Here is a 25,242-nt window from a genome sequence, read left to right on the forward strand (position 1 = left end):
AATTATTGATCAAATATTATTATTAATATTTTTGTAAGTTTTCCTTTGGTACCCAGCCCTTCTCACCATCTCTTCCTTCGCACCAAACCCATCCATTCAATTCTTCTAATCCGATCACTCTTTCTCCAATACTCCATTTAATTCTTTCGCAGTATATTGTTTTATAATAATTCCTGTTCCATTCATATCTTTTCTTATAATTTGCTCCGGAACCCATCCTTTCCGGTCATATTTCTCTTCGTGACAAAACATCCAGTTTTCCCAATTTTCAGGACCAGCGTAACTCTCTATCATTTTCACTACATCCCCCTCTTCTAAGCGAATTGGATTAGGATAATTGCTAACATGTGATTTTATAACGATATATTTCATAACACCCCCCAATAATCAGAAAATTAAGTTATACTATCACTATAACTTAAAAAGGAGGAATACACATGTACTACAACACTTCATTCGAAAACGATCAACCTGTAGGCCGTCTATAAACTAAGGCGGGCATTCATTTAGCACATACACTATGCCTCGTCTTAGGGAACTCATATTACCCTAAAATAGACGGAGGTACTTCAAATGAAACAAAACATTTTAGGAGCTATATGCTTATCACTAGCAGCAAGTATATGGGGCGGTATGTATGTTGTTAGCAAATACGTACTCGATTTTATCCCACCACTAACACTCGTTTGGCTACGCTTTATTATCGCTTTTGTTGTTTTGTATTTCATTTTGAAAATAGCTGAGAAAAAGCAAAAGAAAAAAGTAACCATTCGCAAAAAAGATTGGCTCCTATTCGCTTGGATTGGATTTATCGGCTATTTCATTTCGATCACATGCCAATTTATCGGAACAAAATTATCCGACGCTCATACAGGCTCGTTAGTTACATCAGCTACACCTGCATTTATGGTTATATTTGCAGCGCTCATTTTGAAAGAAAAACTAACTGCTCGTAGACTTTTATCTACTATAATAGCGACAATCGGTGTCATTATCGTAATCGGATGGGATATTGAAATTGGCTCCTATTTTATCGGAACAATCATTTTAGTTGGAGCCGCTATTACGTGGGCTTTACTATCTATTTATGTAAAAATCGCTTCAATCCAATTTTCATCCTTAGTTATTACAACGTATGCCATATTCTTTTCACTCTTTTTTATTACACCTTTTATGATATGGGAACTACAAGCAGCCTCTATCGGAACAGTAAATACGTACGTAATATTAGGCGTATTATACTTAGGTATTGTCTCAACAGCAGGTGCCTTTTTCCTTTGGAATAAAGGATTAGAATTAATGGATGCAAGCATCGGTTCCTTATTTTTCTTCTTCCAACCTATCGTTGGATCGTTGCTCGGTTGGCTCTTATTAAATGAAACATTAAATAGTAACTTTTTCATTGGTGGTATTCTCATTATATGTAGCGTTTTCATTACTACTTTTGAAAAGAAATAAAAAGCAGGCAGAGATTCTTAATCTCTGCCTGTTCGCATAATTGGATCTTGGTCGTGAAAACCAATACAAATCGGTATATTACTTTGCACTTCACTACGTATACTTATAAAACTACACAGCGTTTTAGCAATTAAATATAAAGTTATACCGATTGCTTTTTCACTTGTGTCAAAGCCATTTTCATTATACATATCCGCTAATTCTACAGACCCCGGACCCTCAATATTATATGTCCATTCAGAAGCCCAATCGTCATACTCTTCTTCCATTGGAAAATACTCCTCACAAATATAGAACTGACTATCCCATTCGTTATCAAGGTCATACTCAAAATAAATCGCTTTTGCTTCTTCATTAGTAGCCATTTCTACAGCTGCATCCAAACCTACTCGAATACTTTCCTTATATGACTCTAAATCAATTGCTTTAATTCGTTCTGCACATTCTGTAGACGCCAACATGCAACAAATATCATAATACTTCGCTTCTATTTGCTCTACTGCTAACGAAAAGACATCCTCTTGCATCTCTTCTAAATACTGAAATATATCCACACTAAATACTCCTCACTCTTTACTCACTCCAATGCGATGGACGAGACAACAATTTCGGTAATTTCGTATGTTTATCCCCTCTGGCCGCATTAACTTGAACTTGCGTCAGGAAAATACTATTTGTAAAATCAGTCCCGCGAATATCTGCATCTCGTAAATCTGCTCCGATGAGATCTGCCCCTCGTAAGTCTGCTCCATTTAAGTTTGCCGCAATTAAATATGCTCCTCTTAAATTTGCTCCTTGTAAATCTTTCTTTTTCAGATTTGCTCCCATAAGGTCTGCGCCGCGGTGTATGATTCGTTTCTTACGCGCAGTATTCATTTCCTTCCATACTAATTCGCTCGTTTCTAAAAGAAGAATGTTCACCTCTGCCCTATGCATTGGAACATTTATTTTCATTAACTCATCTGGATTTAAATTCGAAAGTCGCTCTGTCTCCTCAATTGCGGTTTCCAGCTCTTTATGGATTGGCTGTGTTGCCTTTAAAAGAATCGCCTCATTCAAATACCAAAGCATTTCATGAAGTTGATGCATAACCGGAAAAGCATCGTACATTTTTTTCGCATGCTTTGCATCTTTCCGCCAATCAATCCCTTTAAACGTACCCTGAGAAATCTTCTGCCCAGCACCGAAACACTCAAATACTGTACAACCTTTATAACCTTTTCCTCTAAGATTTTTATGTATACTACATTTAAAATCTGATTGTAAGTTGGAACATGGTTTACCACCATCTTTATTCACTGCAAAATCTACCGATGCTGCGAACGGTAATGCAACGCAACATAGACCGAAGCATTTTTCGCAGTTTGCTTTTAAATGATCGTTATGATTAGTCAAAATCTATACCCCCTGTTGTCTTTTGACTATTTCATAATATTCCAACTGTAATAAATAATCAATTTTAAAATAAACCAGCATCTTTCGTTTCAATTCATAACTTTATCATTCGATTTCCTTTCAATTGAAAAGGACTATTTCTATTCAATGAATTATAATTAAATTATAAATTTTCTAACTAAAAGGAGACTTATTATGGCACTAGAAATGAAAACAAACTGTCAAATTTGCGATCAATCGCTCGAACCAAATTCTGAAGCTTACATTTGTGTATATGAATGTACATTTTGCGCACCATGTACAGAAAAAAGACAAAACGTTTGTCCAAACTGCGGCGGCGAATTAGTACGTAGACCGAAAAAGAAACAATAAAAAGCAAAGCGATATCGCTTTGCTTTTTATTGTTTTCTGAGTATATGAAATTATATGGAACACAACTTAAACATTTAAAAACTTCACACAAACAGGCTCTGGCACAACAACATCAGATTGTAAAAGTGTTAACTTTCCTGTAGATTCATCTCTTGAAAATAGCACAAGATTATGTGACTTTTCATTTGTAGCAACAAGAAACTTTTCAGTAGGATCTAATACAAAGTCCCTCGGCCAATTTCCTTCTGTAGATGTATGTTCAATAAATGTAAGCTGACCTGAATTTTGATCTACGCTATAAACAGCGATACTATTATGACCACGATTACCTGCATATACAAAACGACCGTCAGAAGAAATATGGATAGCACTTCCTTGACTATTTTCATCAAACTCTGCTGGAAGAGTAGAAATATACTGTACTTCTGTAAAGGATCCTTCTTCCGAGTTATATGTTAGCGCAATAACCTCTGAACTAAGCTCCGTCATTACATAAGCGTATTTTCCATTTGGATGAAAAGTAATGTGTCTTGGACCACTCCCTGGATTTACAGATAAACTATTCACTTCTGTTAATGTACTATCTTTTATTTCATACGTAATTAACTTATCAATTCCTAAATCAACACCTATCACATATTTTTCATCAGGAGTATATCCCGCGTAATGTGCATGTGGTTTTTCTTGTCTTTCTTTATTTGGACCTGAACCTTCATGCGCCATAATAGATGAAGCAGGATTTACAGTTCCATTTTCTTCATTTATTTCAAAAGACTCAATCGTTCCTTTATGGTAATTCGCTGTAACTACTGTATGATTTCCACTATCAACACTAATATGACAAGGAGAAGCACCTTCTACTACTTGTCTATTTTTCGCTTTTAGTTCTCCAGTATGACTATCAATGGAATACGCAGCTAAACCACCAGATTCGCCTTCCTTAACAACAGAATAGAGATATTCATTATTTCGGTTAATCGTTACATATGTAGGGTTATCCAGCTTAGCGGCAAGTGTTACATTACTAATTTTTTTTGCTTCTGTGTCTAAAGTAAACTTATATATTCCTTCACTATTTTCTTTCGTGTAAGTTCCAACATATCCAATAAACTCTTTGTTATCCTTCATTTTTATAACCCTCTCTCCCTATATTTTTCGTTCATCATACTTCTTAAAATATTTTATGTTGAAAGAGTATCCTAAAAAATCGGAGTACCTCTTTATACGTTACCATATTTTCTTGATAAATAGCTTTTAAACCCACTTTTTTTGGTACGCTGCTATACTTTCATATTCTTCTTCCAATTGACGGGACAGACGAATATAGATTGGCGTTAAATCTTTATATTTTTCCACACTTTCCATGTTTGGCTCATGATGAAAATCTGCACCTACCATTTCAGAAACTACGGATAATGTATCTATTTCACCTAAACTATATAAACCGAGGATTGCAGCTCCTAAGCAAGAGCTTTCGAAACTTTCAGGAACATATACGTCTTGATGGAAAATATCTGCCATCATCTGTCTCCAAAGTTCCGACCTTGCAAAACCGCCTGTCGCTTGAATTTTTTTCGGTTCACCAATTAACTCTTTTAAAGCGAGAAGAACCGTATATAAATTATAAATTACTCCTTCTAAAACAGCACGGATAAGATGTTCTTTCTTATGATGCAATCCGAGTCCAAAGAAAGATCCCCGTGCATTTGCATTCCATAAAGGAGCTCTTTCCCCTGCTAAATACGGGTGAAATAATAAACCGTCAGATCCAGGATTCACATTTGCTGCTATTTCAGTAAGTACTTCATATGGATCTTTTCCTAAACGCTTCGCAAGTTCAATCTCTGAAGTGCCCAATTGGTCACGAGCCCACCTGAAAATCATACCACCATTATTAACTGGTCCACCGATTACCCAATGGTCTTCAGTTAAGGCATAACAAAAAATTCTACCTTTTGGATCTGTTACAGGACGATTTGTTACAGCACGTATCGCACCGCTTGTACCAATTGTAACAGCCACAACGCCAGGATCTATTGCATTTACACCTAAATTAGATAGTACTCCATCACTCGCTCCTACTACAAAAGGCGTAGAAACAAGTACATTCATTTCTTTGGCAAGCTCTTCATCTAATCCTGTTAAACTGTGCGTTGTTGGAACAAGTTTAGAAAGCTTGTCATCTGTAATTCCCGCAACATGTAAAGCCTCTTCATCCCATTTTAAAGATTTCAAATTGAGCATTCCTGTTGCTGATGCTATAGAATAATCAATTACATATTCTTTATATAACTTGTAGAAAACATATTCTTTAATAGAAATGAATTTATAACTTCTTGCGAACAATTCTACCCGCTCATTCTGTAGCCAAACTAATTTCGAAAGTGGTGACATCGGATGAATTGGTGTCCCAGTACGTAAATAAATTTCATGACCATTCATATCATTCTTTATTTTCTCCGCCCAGCTTGCACTTCTATTATCTGCCCACGTGATACATCTCGTTAACGGATTTCCATCTTCGTCTACAGCGATAACGCTATGCATTGCCGAACTGAAAGAAACACAGAGAATATCAACCGCTTGTATATTACTTGATTGCACAACTTCTTTAATCGTATGTATCACCGCTTGAAAGATTTCTTCTGGATCTTGTTCTGCTGTTTCAGGCGTAGGAGAATATAAAGGATATTCAATTCCATGACTTGCAATAACAGATCCATCAATTGAAAACAAAACCGATTTTGTACTAGTTGTCCCAATATCTACACCGATCATATATTTCGATCTCACTATGTAACCCCTTTCAGAATATCCCATTAACAAAAGAACACTCTCAATTCTTTACTGATTATGTATACATACTTGGGAGCACCATGGTTTATACGAAAAAAGACTCTCCCTTATGAGAATTACGTGCTAACTAACTTTACTCTCATAAGGGGGCCTTTTCATATCTATTGTACTAATTTGAAAATGAATCGTTTCTTTATGATATTGCTGTTTTCACGTAATAAGATGCCAAAATCGAGATTAAGTTTATAGGATGAAGTTACATAGAGATTGACCCTCTCGTAAAAAAGTAATTAGTGAACATTTCACTTCATTATAATTTAGGCGCTTTCGCCCAATCCGCAGCAAATTTCTCAATACCTTGGTCTGTTAATGGGTGCATAGCAAGTTGCTCAATTACTTTATAAGGAATTGTTGCAATGTGAGCACCTGCCATCGCTACACGAGTGACATGATCTGGATGTCTAACAGAAGCCGCAATGATTTGTGTATCTAATTGATGAACATCGAATAATTCAGCAATTTTAGCAACTAATAGTACTCCATCTTCAGAAATATCATCTAAACGTCCTAAAAATGGAGAAACGTACGTTGCACCTGCTCGAGCAGCTAAAAGTGCTTGGTTCACAGTGAAAATAAGTGTAACGTTCGTTTTCACACCTTTTTCAGTAAGATAGCGACAAGCTTCTAATCCTGCTAGCGTCATTGGAAGTTTTATCGTGACATTTTTATCGCCACCGTTAATTTTAATTAATTCTTCTGCTTGAGCAATCATTTCTTCTGCCGTAACAGCATCCGGAGTTACCTCTGCCGATACAGACTCAACTTTAGGTACTGCCTGACAAATTTCTGCGATACGGTCTTCAAACTTAATGCCCTCTTTTGCTACTAAAGAAGGATTCGTTGTAACACCAGCTAAAACTCCAAGTTTATATGCTTTTTTTATGTCCTCAAGATTTGCAGTATCAATAAAAAATTTCATGATCAATTCCCTCCAGTTTTTAAACGTTGATGAGTTACATGTTTAATATGATTATCCCGTAAAAGCCCGATTGGTGTGGGATGAAGCCCCCACTGATTAAAGTTTCACTTTATTTCTTTTCTACTGCATGTCCGCCAAATTCATTTCGCAGAGCTGCTACAACTTTTCCTGTAAATGTATCATTGTCTAATGAGCGGTAGCGCATTAATAGAGACATCGCAATAACAGGAGTTGCTGTTTGAAGGTCTAATGCTGTTTCTACTGTCCATTTCCCTTCACCAGAAGAATGCATAACGCCTTTAATTTCATCCAGTTTTGCATCTTTAGAAAATGCATTTTCAGTTAATTCCATTAACCAAGAGCGGATTACTGAACCGTTGTTCCATACTCTTGATACTTTTTCATAATCGTAGTCAAATTCACTTTTTTCTAAAACCTCAAATCCTTCACCAATAGCAGCCATCATACCGTATTCAATTCCGTTGTGAATCATTTTTAAGAAGTGACCACTACCAGCTTTTCCAGCATATAAGTACCCATTTTCTACAGCTGTATCGCGGAAGATAGGTTCAACGATGTCCCAAGCTTCTTGATCTCCTCCAATCATGTAACAAGCACCATTACGAGCGCCTTCCATTCCGCCAGAAGTTCCTGCATCCATAAAGTGAATGCCATCTTTCTTTAATTGCTCATATCTGCGGATAGACTCTTTATAATGTGAATTACCCGCTTCAATTAAAATATCTCCTTTTGAAAGCAATGGTGTAACCTCATCAATAACAGAATCAACAACAGCGTGTGGTACCATTACCCAAAGAATTCTTGGTGATTGTAATGACTGAACAAGTTCACTTAAACTAGATGTACCTGTAGCCCCATACTCTTTCATTTCTTCTACTGCGCTCGTATTTAAATCAAATGCTGCTACTTCATGTTTATGATCAATTAAATTTTTCCCTAAATTTAATCCCATTTTACCTAAACCAATTAATCCTACTTGCATAATATAATTCCTCCTCAGATTATCTTTTATTAAAAATCCATATCACTACGATTGTGAATACCTTTCAGTATTGATAAATCCAGAACGGTATTCACAGTCATAGCTTAAGAATTCAGTACACTTTTTGTAATTTGAACAACATTTTCTGTCGTAAATCCAAATAGATTCATGACTTCAGCTCCAGTTCCTGAAGCTCCAAATGTTTCAATTGATAGCACTTTTCCTTCTTGTCCTACATAACGCTCCCAGCCGAGAGAGACACCCATCTCAAGAGATACTCGTTTCTTTACAGAAGACGGAAGAACCGATTCTTTATATTCTTTCGATTGGTGATCGAATAGCTCCCAGCTTGGCATTGCAACGATGCGAACAGAAACATGATTTTCTTCTAATTTTGCTTTCGCACTAGCAGCTAAAGAAACTTCAGAACCTGTCGCAATTAAAATTACATCCGGATTTTCATTTGTTTGCGTTAATACATAAGCTCCTTTAGAAAGATTCTCTATGTTCGCTTTCGTTTCATTAAACACCGGTAAATTTTGACGACTAAGTACTAAAACGACTGGACCATCCGTTTGCTGTAAAGCATATGCCCAAGCACTCGCTGTTTCATTTGCATCTGACGGGCGGATAACTGTTAAACCAGGAATTGCCCGAAGAGCTACCAATTGTTCAATTGGTTCATGCGTTGGACCATCTTCTCCTACAGCAATCGAATCATGTGTAAATACGTAAGTAACAGGTAACTTTTGCAATGCAGCAAGTCGAATGGATGGACGAAGATAATCATTAAATACAAAGAATGTACTTACGAAAGGTTTTACTCCTCCATGAAGTGCCAGTCCATTCGCTGCTGCGCCCATTGCATGTTCACGTACACCGAAGTATATATTTCGTCCAGCATACGATTCTACTGCATACACTGCTTCACCTTTCATATCTGTCATAGTAGAATGCGAAAGATCTGCACTTCCACCAAAAATAGAAGGAATCGATTTCACATAATGATTAATAGCTTCCCCGCTTGCAACACGAGTCGAAATTGTTTTATCAGTATCAAAGGATAGAATATCATTCGCTTCGATTAAAACTTCACCTGTAATTGCTTTTTCTAATTCATCTGCCAGTGTAGGATTCGCTTCTCTGTATAAGTTGAACTGCTCATTCCAGTCATTGTCTTTTTCAATACCTTTTTGTTTCAAATCATTAAAATGAGCTTTTACTTCTTCAGGTACAAAGAAATCTTCCTCATAATGCCAACCATACACTTGTTTTGTCGCTGTCGCCTCTTCTACTCCAAGTGGGTTACCGTGTGCTTTGTTTGTTCCAGCAACTTTTGGACTTCCATAACCTATAATTGTTCTAATTTCTATAATAGTAGGTTGGTCCGTATTTTCTTTCGCTAATGTAATGGCTTTTGTAATAGCATCAACATCGTTTCCATCTTCAACTCTTACATATTGCCAATGTACAGATTCTGCTCTTTTCTGAATATCTTCAGAGAAAGCAATGCCTAATTCACCATCAAGTGAAATTTCATTTGAATCATACAGTACAATTAACTTGCCAAGTTTCATATGTCCTGCCATTGACATCGCTTCATAAGCGACACCCTCCATTAAATCACCATCTCCAACTAAAGCATACGTATTGTGATCTATAATAGAGTGACCATCCTTATTAAACTTCGCTGCTAAATGAGCTTCTGCCATTGCCATTCCGACAGCATTAGCAATCCCCTGTCCTAACGGGCCTGTAGTCGCTTCAACTCCAGGAGTATGACCAAATTCAGGATGTCCTGGTGTTTTACTATTTAACTTTCTGAAGTTTTTCAAGTCATCAATTGAAACGTCATATCCAGCTAAATGAAGTAGGCTATATAATAGACTAGATCCATGTCCCGCCGATAAAACGAAACGATCACGGTTAAACCATTCTGGGTGATTAGGATTGTAATTTAAATGATTCGCCCATAATGCATAAGCCATTGGTGCTGCTCCCATTGGAAGACCTGGATGACCTGAGTTTGCCGCATTAATAGCATCAATCGATAACGTACGAAGTGTATTCACTGCTAATTGATTTATGTTTTGTGTCATAGTAATCGTCCCCCTAAATGCTTTCATTAAAGAAAGTACTTATTTTTCCGTCTCTTGATCTAACCACCATTTAAATCCACTTTCTTGCAACAGTTCATTAGACGCATCTGGACCATATGAACCAGACTCATATTCATGAAGCGGCAATAAGTTTTCCTCGAACGCTTCAAGAATTGGTTGTACCCATTCCCATGACAATTCAACTTCTCTCCAATGTGCAAAGAATGTAGCGTCTCCACTCACAGCATCATGAATGAGTCTTTCATACGCTTCAGGTACTCCCACATCCGCTTGCTCACAAGTAAAGTTAATACGCATCGGTTCAATTTCTCCATTTTTCAATGGATTTTTACTGTTTAACTGTAATGAAACGTTCTCACCTGGACTAATTTCAATTATTAACAAGTTAGGTGCTGCATTTGGATTACTATCTTGATATTGCTGTTTTAACGTATTTTTAAATTCAATTACAATACGAGTAGACTTTTCTTTCATTCGTTTGCCTGTTCGTATATAGAAGGGAACGCCAGTCCAAAATGGATTATCGATCCACAGGCGAGCAGCAACAAATGTGTCTATGTTAGAAGAAGGATTTACTCCTGACTCCTCTTTATACGCTACAACTTGTCCGCCTTTTATTTCTCCTGAAGCGTATTGACCGCGAACGATATGGTTTTGAACGTCTTCTTTTTTCACTTTACGAAGCGTCTCCATTACCTTTCGCTTTTCCTCTCGAATTTCACATGCATTAACCTTTTCCGGCAGATTCATAGCAGTCATCATTAATATTTGTAACATATGATTTTGAACCATATCACGAATGGCTCCTGCGTGATCATAATATCCGGCCCTTTCTTCAACCCCAACCGTTTCACTAGCTGTGATTTGTACATTCGCTATATGTTCTTTGTTCCAAATCGATTGAAGAACAGGATTTGCAAATTCTAGCGCTTCAAGGTTTTGAATCATCGGTTTACCTAAATAATGATCAATACGGTATATCTCGTCTTCTTCAAACGTTCGACTAAGCTTATCATTAAGCTCACGAGCAGATGTAAGGTCGTGCCCAAACGGTTTCTCAATCATCAGGCGTTTCCATCCATCCGTTTTATCGAGTCCGCTTTCCTTAATATTTAAAGCGATTGTCTCGAAAAATTCAGGAGCAACTGAAAGATAGAACATTCTATTACCTTTTATATGTAGTTCTTCTTCCCTTTCACGAACGACTTGTAATAACCTCTCATAATCTTCCGGCTTACTCACATCTAATGGACAATAGCGAAAATTATCTAAAAAACCTTCGAGTTCTGAAGTACCTTCTTCCCTCTGGCGAGAAAACGTCTCTATTGATTCTTTTATTCTTTTTTGAAAATCTATACGAGATACTTCACGTCTTCCAAGCCCGATAACAGATATTTGCTTTGGAAGCTTTTGATCTCTATATAAGTTATATAGCGCGGGGTAAATTTTGCGTTTCGCTAAGTCCCCTGTCGCTCCAAATAAAACAAAGGTCATTGATTCCAAGTTCAGTCCCCCTCGTGATGTATAGTCATTGTCACTATAGTAAAAATGCATTGTACAGAAGCTACTATCATTGTTGATTCACTCTTGCTTCTTAACTTCAAATTTTTTATATTTGTCGCTTTCTCATTGTCCCCAATATTAATAGTGGCAATTCAAAGCATTTTTACCACATACTACTTAATTACTATAACTTATATAAAATAACTTAATTATTAAAAGTAATTAAGTTATTTTATATCTATCATATTAACTACATAAATTATCATCGTCAAGAAAAGTGTCTCGAATTAAAGATTTTTCATTCCCTAATATCTTTTAGTACTCGTCTATTTATTAGGGAAAGATTAGATCTATGTTCATTACATGAAATGAATAATAAAAAGGCCAAAACGAACATATTCTTGTTCGTTTTGGCCTTTTTATTATTGCTTCAGATGATTTTTAACTGCTCTTATAACCAATTCGTGATCTTCTTCTGGTGGTAATCCCGAAACTGTTATCATTCCAATAACCCCTACGTCTTTTATTCTGATAGGAAAGCAGCCACCAAACGCAGCATATTCCGAAGTATCTAAAAGATATTTTTCATTATATGAGATTCCAGTTATTTCACTTTGTATCTGCATATAATACGAGCTATGATCATGCAGGGAAACGACTCGTTTTTTACGCTCAATCCATTTCGTATTTTCCTCATTTGTCCCTGTCATTTTGAAATGAAACAATTGCACACCGTTTTTCGTTATATCAACAGCAATCAATTTTCCCTCTTTCTTTGCTGTTTCAACGATAAATAAACCTATTTGCAGTGCATCTTCATTTGTAAAAGAGGTAAATTGAAGTGTTTCCTCCTCTATTAAAATTTGTTTACTTATTTCATTCAAATTTGAAGTACTCATATCTTTAACCTCCATAATTGTTTTATGCCACACCGACATTTTTTCGAAATTATTAGGCCATATAGTACAACCTTTCAATCAATCTGATTCTAAATAAACTACTGTAACATCTTTGGTAACTAGTACCATAAAGCTTGGTTTCTTCTTACTGGTGCTATTATGAATGATATTCAAAGTTATAAAAAGTACTATTCTACTTATCCCTATCTTACAGAGACTATTATGAAATATATTTAACATCTTAAAAATGTATGTACTAAAGAATAATATTTTTAATCACTAAATTTTTTGATCAATCATTATAATCCAATTTCATCAAAATTTTTATCAATTATTACACTATCCAACAATAGGAGGAAACAAAGATGGATGAAAATATATCCAAAAGCTGAAAAGCATTTGAATCCCTTGAGGGAATAGTTATAATTCACTACATATAGAAATAGACATACAAAAACGCCATCCTTTCCTATAATTCTAAAGAAAGAATAGCGTATTTTTTTCAAAAATGAGTTCTTTTATTGAGAAACTTTGATTCTATATCATACATAAAAGGGCAACCAGTGCTAAAACAGCTGGAAGTCCTTGTTTCACAATAATTGATTTATTAGATGTAAAACCTCCGAAAATAGCTGCTACCACCACACAAATCACGAAAAATAATTGGACCATATAACCAATTGGATTGAGTCCAAGTACAAGTCCCCAAACGAGACCAGCGGCTAAAAATCCATTATATAAACCTTGGTTTGCAAACATAATGGCTACGTTTCGATCTCCTTCTAAATGCTTCGGTAATTTGAAAGCACGTTTCGCTACTTTTGAATCAATAAAAAACATTTCGATGATCATGATAAATAAATGTTCTAATGCTACGATCCCGACTAAAATAGCTGCGATTATTTCCACACTATTCCGCCCCCCTACACTCTCTATTCTCTACATTTTTTTGCATCTGTAATAGAACATGAATAAGTATTTTGCGTTCTTCTCCACTGATATTCACGAACATTCCCTTCATAAAACGTTCCTTTTCTTTCCTTGGAAGACTCTATTTGTTCTCGTCCTTGCTCAGATAACCGAACACGTGTTATACGGTTATCCTCAGACTTCTTTCTTCTTAATACTATTCCTTTGGCTTCAAGCTGCTTAAGGTGTCTGGTGATGGCTGCGCCATCAATATCCACCCTTCTTTCTTGTCAAAATATTAATTGACGTGTCAATCATTGATCCGTCAATTAATATACATCTCTCTTTTTATTTTTGCAAGTTTTTTTGCTCAATTGGTTTTATTTTGTTCTAGCAACTTTAAGTTCATTCTTTTATTATATTTAACTAAACACATAAAAGAATTGAGTTATATCTCCATCAATTTATAAAAATAAATTTTTTCTAAAAACAGATACTTTACGTTTTTTATAGTAATAAAAATCATTGTTTTGTTTCAGAGGCAATCCATTTTGTTAGCTTGATGGGCATAGGATAGCACCCAGATGGTACTAATTTAGAGCTAATTGCTTCAAAAAAGGCATTTAGACGCGAATAATTAAAATATATTAATATTGAAAAAACCACCTTATATTGAAGTGAACCCGAATAGTGGTACATGAAAAAACACCTCCTGAATTCGCATACTAAGTATGCAAATTCATTGGAGGTGTTTTTCGTTTGAAGACAAGAGTTCATTACCCAGAAGAAACAAAGTGGAAAGTCATTGAAATGAAGAAAGACGGTTATTCAAATCGTGCAATTATGGAGAAACTCGGAATTAAAAATGTTTCCCAAATTAAGACATGGATGAAATGGTATCGTACAGATCAAACGTATCGTTTTCAACAACCTGTAGGAAAACAATATTCTTATGGAAAAGGACCAAAAGAGCTCAGTGAATTAGAACAGCTACGTTTAGAAAATAAACATCTAAAAACAAAATTACTTGTATGGGGAAAGTATCTGGAAATCGAAAGGGGCTGAAACCAGAAACTGTAGTTACTTTATGGAGAAATGTACAAACAAAAATAACGGTAAAAGACTTGTGTAACGTATTAGAATTACCCCGTTCTACATTTTATCGTTGGTTACAACGAACGGAAGATCTGAAAGATGATATAGAAGAAAGAGTAAAGGACGTCTGTCTTAGGCATAAATTCCGGTATGGATATCGAAGAGTGACCGCTACTCTTCGAAAAATGGGACTGTGTGTCAATCATAAAAAAGTATTACGAATCATGAGACAAAATCATATTCTTTCAAAAGTGCGTCGGAAGAAAAAGAAATATATCAATGGTGCGGAACCAATGGTAGCCCCTCATCGATTGGAGCGCCAATTCGATGCATCCAAACCAAATGAAAAGTGGTTTACGGATGTGACGTATCTCTTATTTGGAGAGCGTACCTTGTATTTATCAACGATCATGGATGCCTTTAATCGTGAAATTATTAGTTGTGTCATCAGCGAATCACAAACACTGACATTAGCGATGAAAACATTGAAACAAGCAATGAGAGGGCGAAAAGTAAAAGATGTCCTTCTTCACTCGGATCAAGGAAGTATTTATACAGCAAAAGAATTTCAAGCGTATGCCAAAGAAAACGGCATGATCACCAGCATGTCCCGGAGAGGAAATTGCCATGATAATGCCGTCATGGAAAGCTTCTTTGGTCATTTAAAAAGTGAAGCTTTCTATTCACAAAAGATAACAAAAGTATCCAACACAACTGTGCGAAAGATTGTGCTAGAATACATTCATTACTACAATTGTGTGCGAATTCAAGAAAAATTAAACCACCTATCCCCTAAAGAATTTAGGGAACAAGTGGTTTAGGTGTTTTGATTGGTGTCCCGTTTTCGGGGTTCACTTCATATGAAAGGTGGCTTTTTTTCGCTAATCGCAAAAATTAACATTAAAGTTGATAGATTGAATAAAAAAGGACAAACTCTCCAATGTGAGAAGTTTGTCCAAAAGGTTTTTCGTGTTAACTATTTTTACACTAATACCAATAATAGTGAATTAGAATAGTGACTTAATACTTGCTAAAACAGTAAGTACACCTACAATAATAACAAATACGTTACTCATTTTCCCTTTGTATTTAGCTAGTACTGGTACTTTTTGAATTGCATACATCGGTAATAGACATAAGATAGCAGCAACTAAAGGACCGCTTAGAGAATCAATAAGTCCAAGAATACTTGGATTTGTATAAGCAACAAACCAGCATGATAATACAACAAAAGTAAGGATGATTGTCTTAATTGTTTTTTCTTCAATATCTTTTCCACGTGATTTACCGAACTTAATAATCATGTCACGCATTACTTCAAATGCTCCGATATAATGGCCAAGGAAAGACTTTGTAATAGCCACAAAAGCAATAATTGGAGCTGCAATCGTGATTACAGGTGAATTAAGTTCATTCGCAAGGTATGAAAGAATTGATAAGTTTTGCTCTTTTGCCATTTTTAAATCCTCTGGAGTTAAGCTCAGTGCACTACTCCAAACGAAGAACATAACTACAACGAATGTCATGATATAACAAACCTTTTGTATTTGCGCACATTTAGCATCAGTGGCTTCGATTCCATACGTAGCTCTCTGTTTCACAACAAATGATGAAATCATAGGTGAATGATTAAATGAGAATACGATGATTGGTAGAATCAACAGTATCGTTCCCAAATATCCTGTTCCTGTTGAAGCAGTAGAAACAGCTGAAAAGCTAAGCATTGACGTATTCCACTGTGGAATTAAAGATATTGCGATAAACAGTAGAGAAGCTATGAAAGGATACACTAGCATACTCATGATCTTTACAGTGATATCTTGACCAAAATTCAGTATAGCGATAAGACCAAGAACTAATACAAGTGATAAAATAGCCCTTGGAGGCTCTGGCATGTGCAATTGATGCACGATAAAACTACTTGCAGTATTTGTAAGCGCAACCGAATACATTAATACGATTGTATAAATTGAACCGAAATATACGATGTTAAAAATGATACTCGCTTTATTTCCGAAATACTCTCTAATTGTACCTGTGATCCCCTCATCAGCAGAATTAGAAGCGTATATCATTTTAGCAAGCGCCCTATGTGAGTAGTACATAACTGGATATGCAAGTAATGTAATTAGTAGTAAAGATAATAAACCACCTGAACCTGCATTAATCGGTAAAAAGAGCACCCCTGCTCCAATTGCAGTTCCAAATAGACTCAGTGCCCATGTAGTATCCTGCTTATGCCACTTTTTCGGATCTGCATATTGCTCATTTTTTAGTGCGGTATTTTCAGCTTGAACTTCTATTTTCTTTGCAGTATTCCCGTTCATATAATAACTCCCCCTTGTATCTATTTCTGCATCTCTCTTTGCTGCTAACAAATATTCCCTTTCGGAAAATAAATTCCTTACAAGTTGCCCCACATTATATGTCCTTCATCATAATGAAACCAAATTGAAACATTCGCTAGTTAGCGTCCTAATATAATTGTTAGCGTTCACAAAAAAGTTTACTCGTAATATCCGCTCTTTATATAAAGACCCCTTAAGAGAACAATATAGAATAGACTTCATAAATACGTTGCAACATTTCTAATAACAGTGTATTACTTTAATGGTTTCTCTTTTTTACTTTTAACAGTAATTTTAGCTAAACCGGCCTCTCTTAATTTGCGAGGCATTTCTTTCTCAATTCTATACATTACTTTAATAACTTCGGCAGCACTGATGATATTGCTTACACAAGCCACTGAAGCACTTTACATACATTTCGCCTCTAATCACACACCTTTCTTACTAAGAATCGCATTTTTTATATTTTCTCCAGAGATAATAAAATTTCTCTCGACGCCCTCATTATAACGTGTATATTTATAAAATTAATATTTTTATATTTTCAGAAATATTAAAGCGGAATAATTTTATATGGATAATATTTTACAGTTAGCATGTAGCCATTGTTTTTATCGCTTAAAGCTGAATTAGTTAGTAAAAAAATACAATAATACATTGTTTTTCTAGGTAACTCATGATGGAGATACTTATATCCCCTTTTATCAAAAAATTTCATTTTAAACATAAAAGATATTCTAATAAATAATTAATGTAGGTAAAAAGAAAAGATTCCCCAAATACAAAAACCAAATTTTAGGATATATATTATTAATATTGAATTCATATACACTTAAAAAAAACTACATTGAACAAAAAACAAAAAAGCTGCCCAATATGGACAGCTCATTTACATAATTATCATTATCAAGGATGCACAAACAAATCACTTCAATGTTATCTTAATTGTAGTTTGTTCGACTCTTCTTCAGGAATATCTCTATGTTTGTAATGAATCGTTTTTAGATCATTTCCTTTTATGCGAAAAGTAATTGTGTCCTCTCCATAAGGCGGATTGTGTGCACCCTCAAAAGTTTGAATTTGAACAGTTACATAAAAAATATAGTTTGTTGTATCTTTTTTTATTTCAAGTATTTTTTCAGAACCTCGATACCAAAGTTTTGGTTCCTTATAATAGTTTTCAACCTCTTTGCTTATCGGCTCCAATAAGAGATCAATTACCACTTCTTTTAAAAACTTTTTTGGTACAGGTATTCTGTTTATTTTCTTTCTTTTTACATCTATAATTCTCCAAAAATCCCCGCTCTTTTCAACGGTATAAAGAACATTCGTACCGTCCGCTTTCAAAAGATGAAAATAACCTTTATTTCCCTTAATATATAATCGTGGTTCATTAATCCACTCACCTTCTGTTTGCACTATCCCTAAAAACAACTGAGTAAGTGGCGTTATCTTATAATCTAATTGGTTAAAGTCGCCAAACGAATAAAGTTCATAACCGGTTAAATCTATGCCAAAATTTCTGTTTATATCATGTTCCTTTTTTACAATTGCTTGAGCAGAAATGCAGGGTAATAAAAAACTAAACAGACATATGATGCTAACCATTGTTAATCTTATTTTCATAACATCAATCCTCTCTTTTATTAAGATGCAACAAAAGAGAGGATATTATTGATTAGAGCATAAGCTAAAAAATTAAACTCCCCCATTAACTAGCTCGTTTATCGAGTTTAATTTTGAAGAAAGCCCGATAAACCATTCTTCGTCTCCTGTTAATAATGCGAGGTCTATAAGATAAAGAATTTGCTCCTTATTTATTGCCTTTGATTCAGGGAGTTTTTTTACGTGTTTACTTAAAAAGGACATTGTTTTATTTATTGTATCTCTGTTGTCACATTTCACAACATTAACCTTAACTACTTCCCCTGCATTATCAAATGATTCAATATAACCAAGTATTAATTCACCCTCTACCGATATCCCTCGAACCCAATCTCCTACTTTTAAAACAGGATTATACTTTGACATCATACTCTTTCACCTTCCTACAAATTATTTTTAATCACGATAAACAACATATAAAAAAATAAACTTAACTGTAATGTTTTCCGTTACATTTAAGTGTTAAAAACTCACAGCTATATAATAATTAAGCCGCTTAACGCTCATGATTGATAAGGTCAACAACTTCTTTCATTGTATAATTCTTTAAGTATTCACCTAGATGTTCTTCAGCACCTAAGAAAATAGCGAAAAGAACTTTTCGCATGTTCGAACCTACAACACACTGATTGTTTGATTCCGGACACTTCGGCTGCAAAGCACCTTCAGAGGTTATCTGATAAATATGCCAAAGATTAACTTCATCTAAATCGCGAGCGAAAATAAAACCTCCACCAGTTCCCTCTTTTGATTGTATAAACTTATGCTTTTTTAACAAACTTAGCACTTTGCGAATACGTACTGGGTGAACCCCCGCACTTTCTGAAATAGCATTACTTGTTGACATCCTGTCTGGCTGTAAAGCTAAATAAGTTAAACTGTGTATGGCCAAGGTAAAGTCGCTGTTCATGGTTTTCCTCCTACGATTAAAAATATTGTTTTTCATATATTAACATACTGTAGCCATAAATATTACAGATAGGTTAGAACGTTAAAACATATAGAATACTTCTTGCCATAAAAAATTAATTCTTTTATATTCTATCCGGTCTCACCTATATCCGATAACTTCATTTAGCTTTTTAAGTTGAAAATAAAATTAAACACTCCACTGTTTCTTCACTTGTTCTTCTGCCAGTTGTTTAATTTTTGTCCAAATCGTATCTTTACTCACAATAACATTTGTTTGATAATTTCTATCATTATAATTAACTGTAACACATACTTCAATCATCTTCTGCTTCCTCCTTTCAAAAAACTTTTTCTAAAAAATATTACTTATTAATTGGCCAATTTTTGCAGTTCAATGTTCAAAAATGTTCGAACGCTACGTGGTAAAAACTTGCGAATTTCTTCCTCATTAAAACCAATCTGTAATCTTTTCTCATCCAGCATAATTGGGCGACGCAACATTAGCGGATGCTCGATTATTAATTTATAAAATTCATTAAGCGAAAGCTCCTCAATATTTATATTTAAGTCCTGAAAAGTTTTGGATCTAGTTGAAATAATTTCAGTAGCCCCCTCTTCAGTTAAACGAAGAATTGATTTAAGCTCATCAACTGTCATAGAATTTGATACGATGTTTTTTTCAATATAATCAATTTGATGCTCTTCAAGCCATGCTTTCGCTTTTCGGCATGAACTACAGCTTGCTGTTGTATATAGAATTACCATATTTAACTCACTCCTTTAATGTTTTTTATCAAACGTACATTTTACATATCGGTTATTGAAATGTATTAAAAAAAATTACAGTTTAGAATCAAATTCACGTAATGTTAGTTATTCTGCAATGTTTCGTTTATCTCTACTATTCATTTCTTTTCAAAATGCTTCTTCTATAACATTGTTGAAACTACATTTTACAGACGATGACAACTCACTTCTAAAAATCTTACTGTAATTTTAAACTTTACAGTTCTATAAATCAAATGTTAAGTCTTGGATTCATTCTATTAACGTATAAATCGGTTTCTTTTGTGTAAATATCCCCGCATTTTTACGGCTAACCAATTCCAAATATACTTTAAAGTACATTCTATTCATTTCTTGCTTACAAGTGCTATTATGGAATATATTTAACATAATAAAAAGTACGTACTTTAAAGTGTTATAGGCACTAAAAAGAAATAATTTTAGTATTACAACGTATTTAAGCTCAAAACTATAATCTAAATTCATCAAAGGAGTTTTTTTATGAAAACATACAATATTCCTGTAGAGGCGACTTTAGAAGTTATTGGCGGAAAGTGGAAAGTTGTTATCCTTTGTCATTTAAAAAAAGGGACAAAAAGAACGAGTGAATTAAAACGATTAATGCCTGGTATTACGCAAAAAATGTTAACGCAACAATTACGGGAACTAGAAGAAGATGGTGTAATCCAAAGGAAAATATATGACCAAGTACCACCGAAAGTAGAGTACTCTTTAACGGATTACGGTTCGTCTTTAGGAGCTATACTCGATTCCCTCTGTTCCTGGGGAGAAGTTCATCTTGAAAAAACCGGGAACACATCCATGCTGATTACAGCCGATGAATAATAACTGCTCCTACTATATGTGTAAATTCTATCCAAGATAAAAAAAACGGTTGAGACAATACTTGCCTCAACCGTTTTTTATGTCTCTTTATAATTTTTTGCCGTAATAACTGTTTCAAATTCAAAGGTTTCCGGTAGATGATCTGCATAAGAATATTCAAAAGTTCGTCCATCCGTTAAGTAAGCTACTTGTTCAACTCGCATTAGGAAATCCTGATTTGTTAAGTTCATAAACTGCTTTTCCCTATCATCTGGGCGAATTCCTTTAACCCTGACAACAGATGTCCCTACTTCAAGGCCCAGTTTTTTTTGAATATGTGAGTATATCGACTCCTCTAAAACAGAAGCCTCAACACCTGGGATAACCGAAATTGGCATCCATGTATGCTCCATAATCGTCGGAATGCTGTGAATGATGCGAAGGCGAATGATCTTATAGACGAAATCACCGATTGAAACTCCCAATTTCTCAGCAACTACTTCATCAGCACCAACAATCGCAAACTCGATAATTTCACTTTTTACCTCACTGCCGTAAACAGCTTTCGTACCTGTTAAAGTTTGAATCATTCGTGCCTTTTCCTGCTGACGCCAATCTTGCACTACTGTTCCACTTCCGCGCCGGCGGATGATATAGCCGTCTCTAACTAATAGATCCAGCGCCTTTTTAATAGTAAGTGCTGAAACATCGAATTCTTCAGCAAGGACGGGGCTACTCGGAATTTTTTTGTTGATTTTATATTCACCGTCTAAAATTTGCTGTTTAATCTTTTGATAAATGCCGAGGTATTTTACTTGTGTTGATCCGCTTGCCATTTCCATACCTCCTTTATACTCTATCCCCTCTTCTATTCATTCAAATGTAAAGCCTCAAGTTTGTAAACTGAAGGTGATGGGGCAGCAAATCCATTTTCCAAGATTTCAATATTCGTTACCGCTTCTTCGTCTTTCACAAGTTTTGGTGCACCATTTACAATTGTGTCATACGCGGCATCATAGAAACGACCGTAATCACCAAGCGGCGTTTTAATTTGTTTTTTAATCCAGTCACCATTTGCATTACGATACTTAGCAATTCCATAATACATCGGCGAATCTTCACCAAATCCTGCACTCTCAGGCATAATACCCGCTTTCAAATCATTTTCCTGCTGATCTTCACCGTATTTAATAAATGAGCCATTTGTTCCATGAACGATAAAGCGTGGATAATCTTTTGCTACGACATGGTTCGTTTTCAGCTTAATCTTCAACTGATTTCCATAATGTAGACCAACATCGAAATAGTTATCAACCGCACCTTCCACTTCATTATTACGAATATCGTATGTCACTGTATTTGGACGGCCGAATAGTGAAATCATGCGGTCCATCGTATGAATACCTAAACTGTAAAATGAACCTTCTTCTTTTGGGGCTTCATGAGTGATTGAACCAGGACGGAAATAATCAATATGTGATTCAATCTCAATAATATCACCAAGGAATCCTTGTTCAACTACTTGCTTTACAGCTAAAAAATCACCATCAAAACGACGGTTTTGATAAGGCATAACGACTACACCTTTCTCTCGTCCTAAAGCTAATAATTCTTTCGCATGTTCTACTGTATCGCAAAATGGTTTTTCAACGATAACTGATTTTCCGGCTAGTATAACTTTTTTTGCTAATTCATAATGCGTATGTGCTGGCGTACAAATCGTCACTACTTGAATTTCTTTGTCATTCAACAATTCGTCCAAATCAGTAGTGAAGTAAACACCTTTTTCCTCATATGGAGCCGCTAATTCTTCATTTATTTGACGCACAAAAATCGTTTTTACTTTTATATTTTTACGTGTCTTCAGATAAGGTAGGTGATAACGGTTAGCTGATTTTCCAAATCCAATAAAGCCCATTGTTAATGTCATGTTTTTCAACTTCCTTGCTCATAAATTTTCGTTTCTACATTTATTATATAGTTTACTTTTTAAAAGTATATAGTTTTAGTTCTTAATTTATATATAAAATGAAAAAGTAGGGATAGAAACCATTTCGATTTTCATCCCTACTTCTTTACTATATTTGTGTAATATCAAGCATTAATTGTTTTAACTCGCACGTTCTCTTTTTGTCTTTCTTTAAATGACAAAGGATAACTACTTTCCACTTTCCACCGATAACCTCTAAAGTCGCCTCTACAGGAATATTGTATGTTTTCATATAAAAATCTCCTTTAATAATTTTATAAGACAAATAAGCTAAAATATTTAAATATTACTTTTAAGTATCTATAGCACCTTAAAGTACGTACTTTTTATTGTGTTAAACATGTTTCATAATAGCATACGTAAACAGTAGATGAGTAGTACGGTACTAAAAAGTACCTGTGTTACTTTTTAGTATCTATATCACTTTAAAGTACGTACTTTTCATTATGTAAAATACATTTCATAATAGCATTTGTAAGAGTTGAGTGAGTCATGCAGTATTAAAAATTACCTGTTAGTACCTGTACTTTAAAGTGAGTATTTTTATCATACATTTTGTCAGATGATGAAATGACATGTTTTAATTTTCACATCCATTCATAATGAGTAAATAATTTCCAAATACATTTTAGGAGGATATCTATAATGAGTAAATTACTAAAAGAAAAAATCGGGTTTGGTACAGCACCACTAGGGAATATGTACCGTAATATCCCAGAGGAAGAAGCAATCGCTACAGTGGATGCTGCTTGGGAGAATGGCGTTCGTTACTTTGATACAGCTCCACTTTATGGATCTGGATTAGCGGAAATCCGTCTTGGTGAAGCACTGTCAAAAAGAAATCGTGATGATTACTTTTTAAGTACGAAAGTAGGTCGAACTATTTCGGATGAACTAGAGGATCCAACTGCACGTGATTTAGGTGAAAAAGGCGGACTTTTCGAATTTGGTCGCAAAAATAAAATGATCAATGACTATAGCGCAGATGCAACACTTCGTTCTATCGAGCAGAGTTTGAAACGTTTAAAAACAGATCGTCTAGACTTTGTTTTCATTCATGATTTAGCACAAGACTTTTATGGTGATGAGTGGGTTTCACAATTTGAAACAGCTCGAACAGGAGCATTCCGTGCGCTTACACGTTTACGTGAAGAAGGAGTTATTAAGGGCTGGGGGCTTGGAGTAAACAAAGTAGAATCAATTGAACTTATGCTTGATCTAGAAGAAGCAAAACCAAATATATCCTTATTAGCTGGTCGCTATTCATTATTAGACCACGAACGTGCATTGCAACGAGTAATGCCTGCAGCTGTAAAGCATAATATGGATATTGTTGTTGGTGGCCCATATAGCTCAGGTATTCTTGCTGGAGGCGCTCACTTCGAATATCAAAAAGCATCGCCAGAAATTATTGCAAAAGTTGAGAAAATCAAAGCTCTTGCAGATCGTCACGATATCAGCATCAAAGCTGCTGCACTACAATTTTCACTAGCTAATCCAGCAGTTGCTGCTGTTGTTCCTGGGGCAAGTAAACCGGAACGAATTGTAGAAGACCAAAATGCCTTAAATACAGTAATTCCAGCAGCATTCTGGGAAGAAATGCGCGAACAAAAACTAGTAGCACCTAATGCACCACTACCAATCAACGTAAAATAATAATGAAAATTTAATCAGTGGGAGCATCCCCCACTGATTATTTACCCGTAAATACCGGGATGAAAAGGAGCGTAATGAATATGGCACATACTACTACATCTATGGAAATTTTTGCTTCACCTGAACAAGTATGGCAATTAATCGGAGGTTTCAACTCCCTTCCAGACTGGTTACCTTATATACCTAGCAGTAAATTAACTGAAGGCGGTCGTGTACGTCATCTAGCTAATCCAGATGGCGATACAATTATAGAACGCTTAGAAGTATTCAATGATAAAGAACGCTACTACACGTATTCAATCATGAATGCACCGTTCCCAGTCACTAATTATTTATCTACAATCCAGGTTAAAGAAGGTACTGAAAGTAACACATCGTTAGTAGAGTGGTCAGGTACTTTCACTCCTGTTGAGGTTAGTGATGAAGAGGTAATAAATCTGTTTCATGGTATTTACAGCGATGGACTGAAAGCATTGCAGCAAGCATTTCTAGATTGAGCTACTAAAAAAAATGAAAAGCAAAGCGATATCG

24 protein-coding genes and 3 pseudogenes are annotated in these 25,242 nt (G+C 35.1%); 6 read left to right on the forward strand and 21 right to left on the reverse strand.

The genetic code is table 11. The features are described from left to right. Positions 1-22: 22 nt before the first annotated feature. A pseudogene (locus JFU02_RS05635) lies at positions 23-372 on the reverse strand (SH3 domain-containing protein). Positions 373-573: 201 nt separating this feature from the next. Here JFU02_RS05635 and JFU02_RS05640 point away from each other — a divergent pair. Next, positions 574-1,458 carry a DMT family transporter gene (locus tag JFU02_RS05640; RefSeq protein WP_000812377.1) on the forward strand — a complete coding sequence of 295 codons (885 nt, stop codon included), beginning with the start codon at positions 574-576 and terminating at the stop codon, positions 1,456-1,458. A 17-nt stretch (positions 1,459-1,475) separates the two neighbouring features. Here JFU02_RS05640 and JFU02_RS05645 read toward each other — a convergent pair whose 3' ends face one another. Both JFU02_RS05645 and JFU02_RS05650 read right to left on the reverse strand, forming a co-directional pair. Then, on the reverse strand, positions 1,476-2,012 hold the full coding sequence (locus JFU02_RS05645; RefSeq protein ID WP_000350934.1) for a hypothetical protein: 537 nt from the start codon (positions 2,010-2,012) through the stop codon (positions 1,476-1,478). A gap of 19 nt (positions 2,013-2,031) precedes the next feature. Then, positions 2,032-2,853, reverse strand: a complete 822-nt coding sequence (locus JFU02_RS05650; protein ID WP_098223037.1) for a pentapeptide repeat-containing protein — start codon at positions 2,851-2,853, stop codon at positions 2,032-2,034. Between the two features lie 195 nt (positions 2,854-3,048). On the opposite strand from JFU02_RS05650, the gene JFU02_RS05655 reads away from it, so the two are divergent. Beyond that, positions 3,049-3,225, forward strand: coding sequence for a DUF1272 domain-containing protein (locus JFU02_RS05655; RefSeq protein WP_001162787.1), 177 nt, complete (start codon positions 3,049-3,051; stop codon positions 3,223-3,225). Between the two features lie 66 nt (positions 3,226-3,291). Here JFU02_RS05655 and JFU02_RS05660 read toward each other — a convergent pair whose 3' ends face one another. The 9 genes and pseudogenes from JFU02_RS05660 to JFU02_RS32715 all read right to left on the reverse strand — a co-directional run. Continuing rightward, positions 3,292-4,353 (reverse strand): lactonase family protein, encoded by a 1,062-nt coding sequence (locus tag JFU02_RS05660; protein ID WP_000654320.1) that lies wholly within the window; start codon positions 4,351-4,353, stop codon positions 3,292-3,294. Between the two features lie 126 nt (positions 4,354-4,479). After that, positions 4,480-6,003 (reverse strand): gluconokinase, encoded by a 1,524-nt coding sequence (gene gntK, locus JFU02_RS05665; RefSeq protein WP_061666683.1) that lies wholly within the window; start codon positions 6,001-6,003, stop codon positions 4,480-4,482. A gap of 328 nt (positions 6,004-6,331) precedes the next feature. Beyond that, positions 6,332-7,000: a fructose-6-phosphate aldolase gene (gene fsa / locus JFU02_RS05670; protein ID WP_000667681.1), complete on the reverse strand. Its 669-nt coding sequence runs from the start codon at positions 6,998-7,000 to the stop codon at positions 6,332-6,334. 109 nt (positions 7,001-7,109) lie between these two features. After that, positions 7,110-8,003 carry a phosphogluconate dehydrogenase (NAD(+)-dependent, decarboxylating) gene (gnd, locus tag JFU02_RS05675; RefSeq protein ID WP_001195908.1) on the reverse strand — a complete coding sequence of 298 codons (894 nt, stop codon included), beginning with the start codon at positions 8,001-8,003 and terminating at the stop codon, positions 7,110-7,112. A gap of 104 nt (positions 8,004-8,107) precedes the next feature. Continuing rightward, entirely contained in the window at positions 8,108-10,102 is a 1,995-nt protein-coding gene (tkt, locus tag JFU02_RS05680; RefSeq protein ID WP_000193048.1) for a transketolase, read from the reverse strand. A 39-nt stretch (positions 10,103-10,141) separates the two neighbouring features. Next, entirely contained in the window at positions 10,142-11,626 is a 1,485-nt protein-coding gene (zwf, locus tag JFU02_RS05685) for a glucose-6-phosphate dehydrogenase (RefSeq protein ID WP_098838361.1), read from the reverse strand. 422 nt (positions 11,627-12,048) lie between these two features. Then, positions 12,049-12,564 (reverse strand): heme-degrading domain-containing protein, encoded by a 516-nt coding sequence (locus JFU02_RS05690; protein ID WP_003307497.1) that lies wholly within the window; start codon positions 12,562-12,564, stop codon positions 12,049-12,051. A gap of 498 nt (positions 12,565-13,062) precedes the next feature. Further along, positions 13,063-13,434: a DUF1304 domain-containing protein gene (locus JFU02_RS05695; protein ID WP_098285350.1), complete on the reverse strand. Its 372-nt coding sequence runs from the start codon at positions 13,432-13,434 to the stop codon at positions 13,063-13,065. A 227-nt stretch (positions 13,435-13,661) separates the two neighbouring features. Next, positions 13,662-13,712: pseudogene (locus JFU02_RS32715) on the reverse strand (quinone oxidoreductase); the annotation flags it as partial. 481 nt (positions 13,713-14,193) lie between these two features. Between JFU02_RS32715 and JFU02_RS05705 the strand changes: the two are divergent. Beyond that, a protein-coding gene (locus JFU02_RS05705) for an IS3-like element ISBt2 family transposase (RefSeq protein ID WP_097821174.1) occupies positions 14,194-15,350 on the forward strand; the annotation gives its coding sequence in 2 pieces (ribosomal slippage) (positions 14,194-14,446 and positions 14,446-15,350; 1,158 coding nt in all). A gap of 186 nt (positions 15,351-15,536) precedes the next feature. On the opposite strand, the gene JFU02_RS05710 is transcribed toward JFU02_RS05705, so the two are convergent. The 6 genes from JFU02_RS05710 to spxA all read right to left on the reverse strand — a co-directional run bounded on the left by JFU02_RS05710 (position 15,537) and on the right by spxA (position 20,219). Further along, entirely contained in the window at positions 15,537-16,856 is a 1,320-nt protein-coding gene (locus tag JFU02_RS05710; protein ID WP_001014165.1) for an aromatic amino acid transport family protein, read from the reverse strand. Between the two features lie 957 nt (positions 16,857-17,813). Further along, positions 17,814-18,503, reverse strand: coding sequence for a DUF3888 domain-containing protein (locus JFU02_RS05715; RefSeq protein WP_000702351.1), 690 nt, complete (start codon positions 18,501-18,503; stop codon positions 17,814-17,816). A gap of 72 nt (positions 18,504-18,575) precedes the next feature. Continuing rightward, positions 18,576-18,908, reverse strand: coding sequence for an IDEAL domain-containing protein (locus JFU02_RS05720; protein WP_330548205.1), 333 nt, complete (start codon positions 18,906-18,908; stop codon positions 18,576-18,578). 130 nt (positions 18,909-19,038) lie between these two features. Beyond that, entirely contained in the window at positions 19,039-19,452 is a 414-nt protein-coding gene (saiR, locus tag JFU02_RS05725) for an Rrf2-family transcriptional regulator SaiR (protein ID WP_001083468.1), read from the reverse strand. A gap of 189 nt (positions 19,453-19,641) precedes the next feature. Beyond that, the gene (locus tag JFU02_RS05730; RefSeq protein WP_000573532.1) at positions 19,642-19,776 is read right to left on the reverse strand and encodes a BA3454 family stress response protein; all 135 of its coding nucleotides are present in this window, start codon (positions 19,774-19,776) and stop codon (positions 19,642-19,644) included. A 47-nt stretch (positions 19,777-19,823) separates the two neighbouring features. Further along, positions 19,824-20,219: a transcriptional regulator SpxA gene (gene spxA, locus JFU02_RS05735; RefSeq protein WP_201070220.1), complete on the reverse strand. Its 396-nt coding sequence runs from the start codon at positions 20,217-20,219 to the stop codon at positions 19,824-19,826. A gap of 522 nt (positions 20,220-20,741) precedes the next feature. Here spxA and JFU02_RS05740 point away from each other — a divergent pair. Next, positions 20,742-21,086: a winged helix-turn-helix transcriptional regulator gene (locus JFU02_RS05740; protein WP_000860826.1), complete on the forward strand. Its 345-nt coding sequence runs from the start codon at positions 20,742-20,744 to the stop codon at positions 21,084-21,086. A gap of 77 nt (positions 21,087-21,163) precedes the next feature. Here the strand turns inward: JFU02_RS05740 and JFU02_RS05745 are convergent, their stop codons facing one another. The 3 genes and pseudogenes from JFU02_RS05745 to JFU02_RS32720 all read right to left on the reverse strand — a co-directional run. After that, positions 21,164-21,901 (reverse strand): GntR family transcriptional regulator, encoded by a 738-nt coding sequence (locus tag JFU02_RS05745; protein WP_061666667.1) that lies wholly within the window; start codon positions 21,899-21,901, stop codon positions 21,164-21,166. A 32-nt stretch (positions 21,902-21,933) separates the two neighbouring features. After that, entirely contained in the window at positions 21,934-22,995 is a 1,062-nt protein-coding gene (locus tag JFU02_RS05750) for an oxidoreductase (RefSeq protein WP_000176596.1), read from the reverse strand. A 154-nt stretch (positions 22,996-23,149) separates the two neighbouring features. After that, positions 23,150-23,287: pseudogene (locus JFU02_RS32720) on the reverse strand (winged helix-turn-helix transcriptional regulator); the annotation flags it as partial. 413 nt (positions 23,288-23,700) lie between these two features. Between JFU02_RS32720 and JFU02_RS05760 the strand changes: the two are divergent. Continuing rightward, the gene (locus tag JFU02_RS05760; RefSeq protein ID WP_000040537.1) at positions 23,701-24,711 is read left to right on the forward strand and encodes an aldo/keto reductase; all 1,011 of its coding nucleotides are present in this window, start codon (positions 23,701-23,703) and stop codon (positions 24,709-24,711) included. A gap of 80 nt (positions 24,712-24,791) precedes the next feature. Beyond that, positions 24,792-25,208 (forward strand): SRPBCC family protein, encoded by a 417-nt coding sequence (locus tag JFU02_RS05765; RefSeq protein WP_000951513.1) that lies wholly within the window; start codon positions 24,792-24,794, stop codon positions 25,206-25,208. Positions 25,209-25,242 lie beyond the last annotated feature (34 nt).

The organism is Bacillus sp. TH13 (assembly GCF_016651175.1).
Lineage (GTDB): Bacteria > Bacillota > Bacilli > Bacillales > Bacillaceae_G > Bacillus_A > Bacillus_A thuringiensis_S.

Coding starts and splice junctions, on each gene's coding strand:
- JFU02_RS05640 (WP_000812377.1), top strand. CDS start 574: ATGAAACAAAACATTTTAGGAGCTATATGCTTATCACTAGCAGCAAGT.
- JFU02_RS05655 (WP_001162787.1), top strand. CDS start 3,049: ATGGCACTAGAAATGAAAACAAACTGTCAAATTTGCGATCAATCGCTC.
- JFU02_RS05660 (WP_000654320.1), bottom strand. CDS start 4,353: ATGAAGGATAACAAAGAGTTTATTGGATATGTTGGAACTTACACGAAA.
- gntK (WP_061666683.1), bottom strand. CDS start 6,003: ATGATCGGTGTAGATATTGGGACAACTAGTACAAAATCGGTTTTGTTT.
- fsa (WP_000667681.1), bottom strand. CDS start 7,000: ATGAAATTTTTTATTGATACTGCAAATCTTGAGGACATAAAAAAAGCA.
- gnd (WP_001195908.1), bottom strand. CDS start 8,003: ATGCAAGTAGGATTAATTGGTTTAGGTAAAATGGGATTAAATTTAGGG.
- tkt (WP_000193048.1), bottom strand. CDS start 10,102: ATGACACAAAACATAAATCAATTAGCAGTGAATACACTTCGTACGTTA.
- JFU02_RS05690 (WP_003307497.1), bottom strand. CDS start 12,564: ATGTCGGTGTGGCATAAAACAATTATGGAGGTTAAAGATATGAGTACT.
- JFU02_RS05710 (WP_001014165.1), bottom strand. CDS start 16,856: ATGAACGGGAATACTGCAAAGAAAATAGAAGTTCAAGCTGAAAATACC.
- JFU02_RS05715 (WP_000702351.1), bottom strand. CDS start 18,503: ATGAAAATAAGATTAACAATGGTTAGCATCATATGTCTGTTTAGTTTT.
- JFU02_RS05720 (WP_330548205.1), bottom strand. CDS start 18,908: ATGTCAAAGTATAATCCTGTTTTAAAAGTAGGAGATTGGGTTCGAGGG.
- saiR (WP_001083468.1), bottom strand. CDS start 19,452: ATGAACAGCGACTTTACCTTGGCCATACACAGTTTAACTTATTTAGCT.
- JFU02_RS05730 (WP_000573532.1), bottom strand. CDS start 19,776: ATGATTGAAGTATGTGTTACAGTTAATTATAATGATAGAAATTATCAA.
- spxA (WP_201070220.1), bottom strand. CDS start 20,219: ATGGTAATTCTATATACAACAGCAAGCTGTAGTTCATGCCGAAAAGCG.
- JFU02_RS05740 (WP_000860826.1), top strand. CDS start 20,742: ATGAAAACATACAATATTCCTGTAGAGGCGACTTTAGAAGTTATTGGC.
- JFU02_RS05745 (WP_061666667.1), bottom strand. CDS start 21,901: ATGGCAAGCGGATCAACACAAGTAAAATACCTCGGCATTTATCAAAAG.
- JFU02_RS05750 (WP_000176596.1), bottom strand. CDS start 22,995: ATGACATTAACAATGGGCTTTATTGGATTTGGAAAATCAGCTAACCGT.
- JFU02_RS05760 (WP_000040537.1), top strand. CDS start 23,701: ATGAGTAAATTACTAAAAGAAAAAATCGGGTTTGGTACAGCACCACTA.
- JFU02_RS05765 (WP_000951513.1), top strand. CDS start 24,792: ATGGCACATACTACTACATCTATGGAAATTTTTGCTTCACCTGAACAA.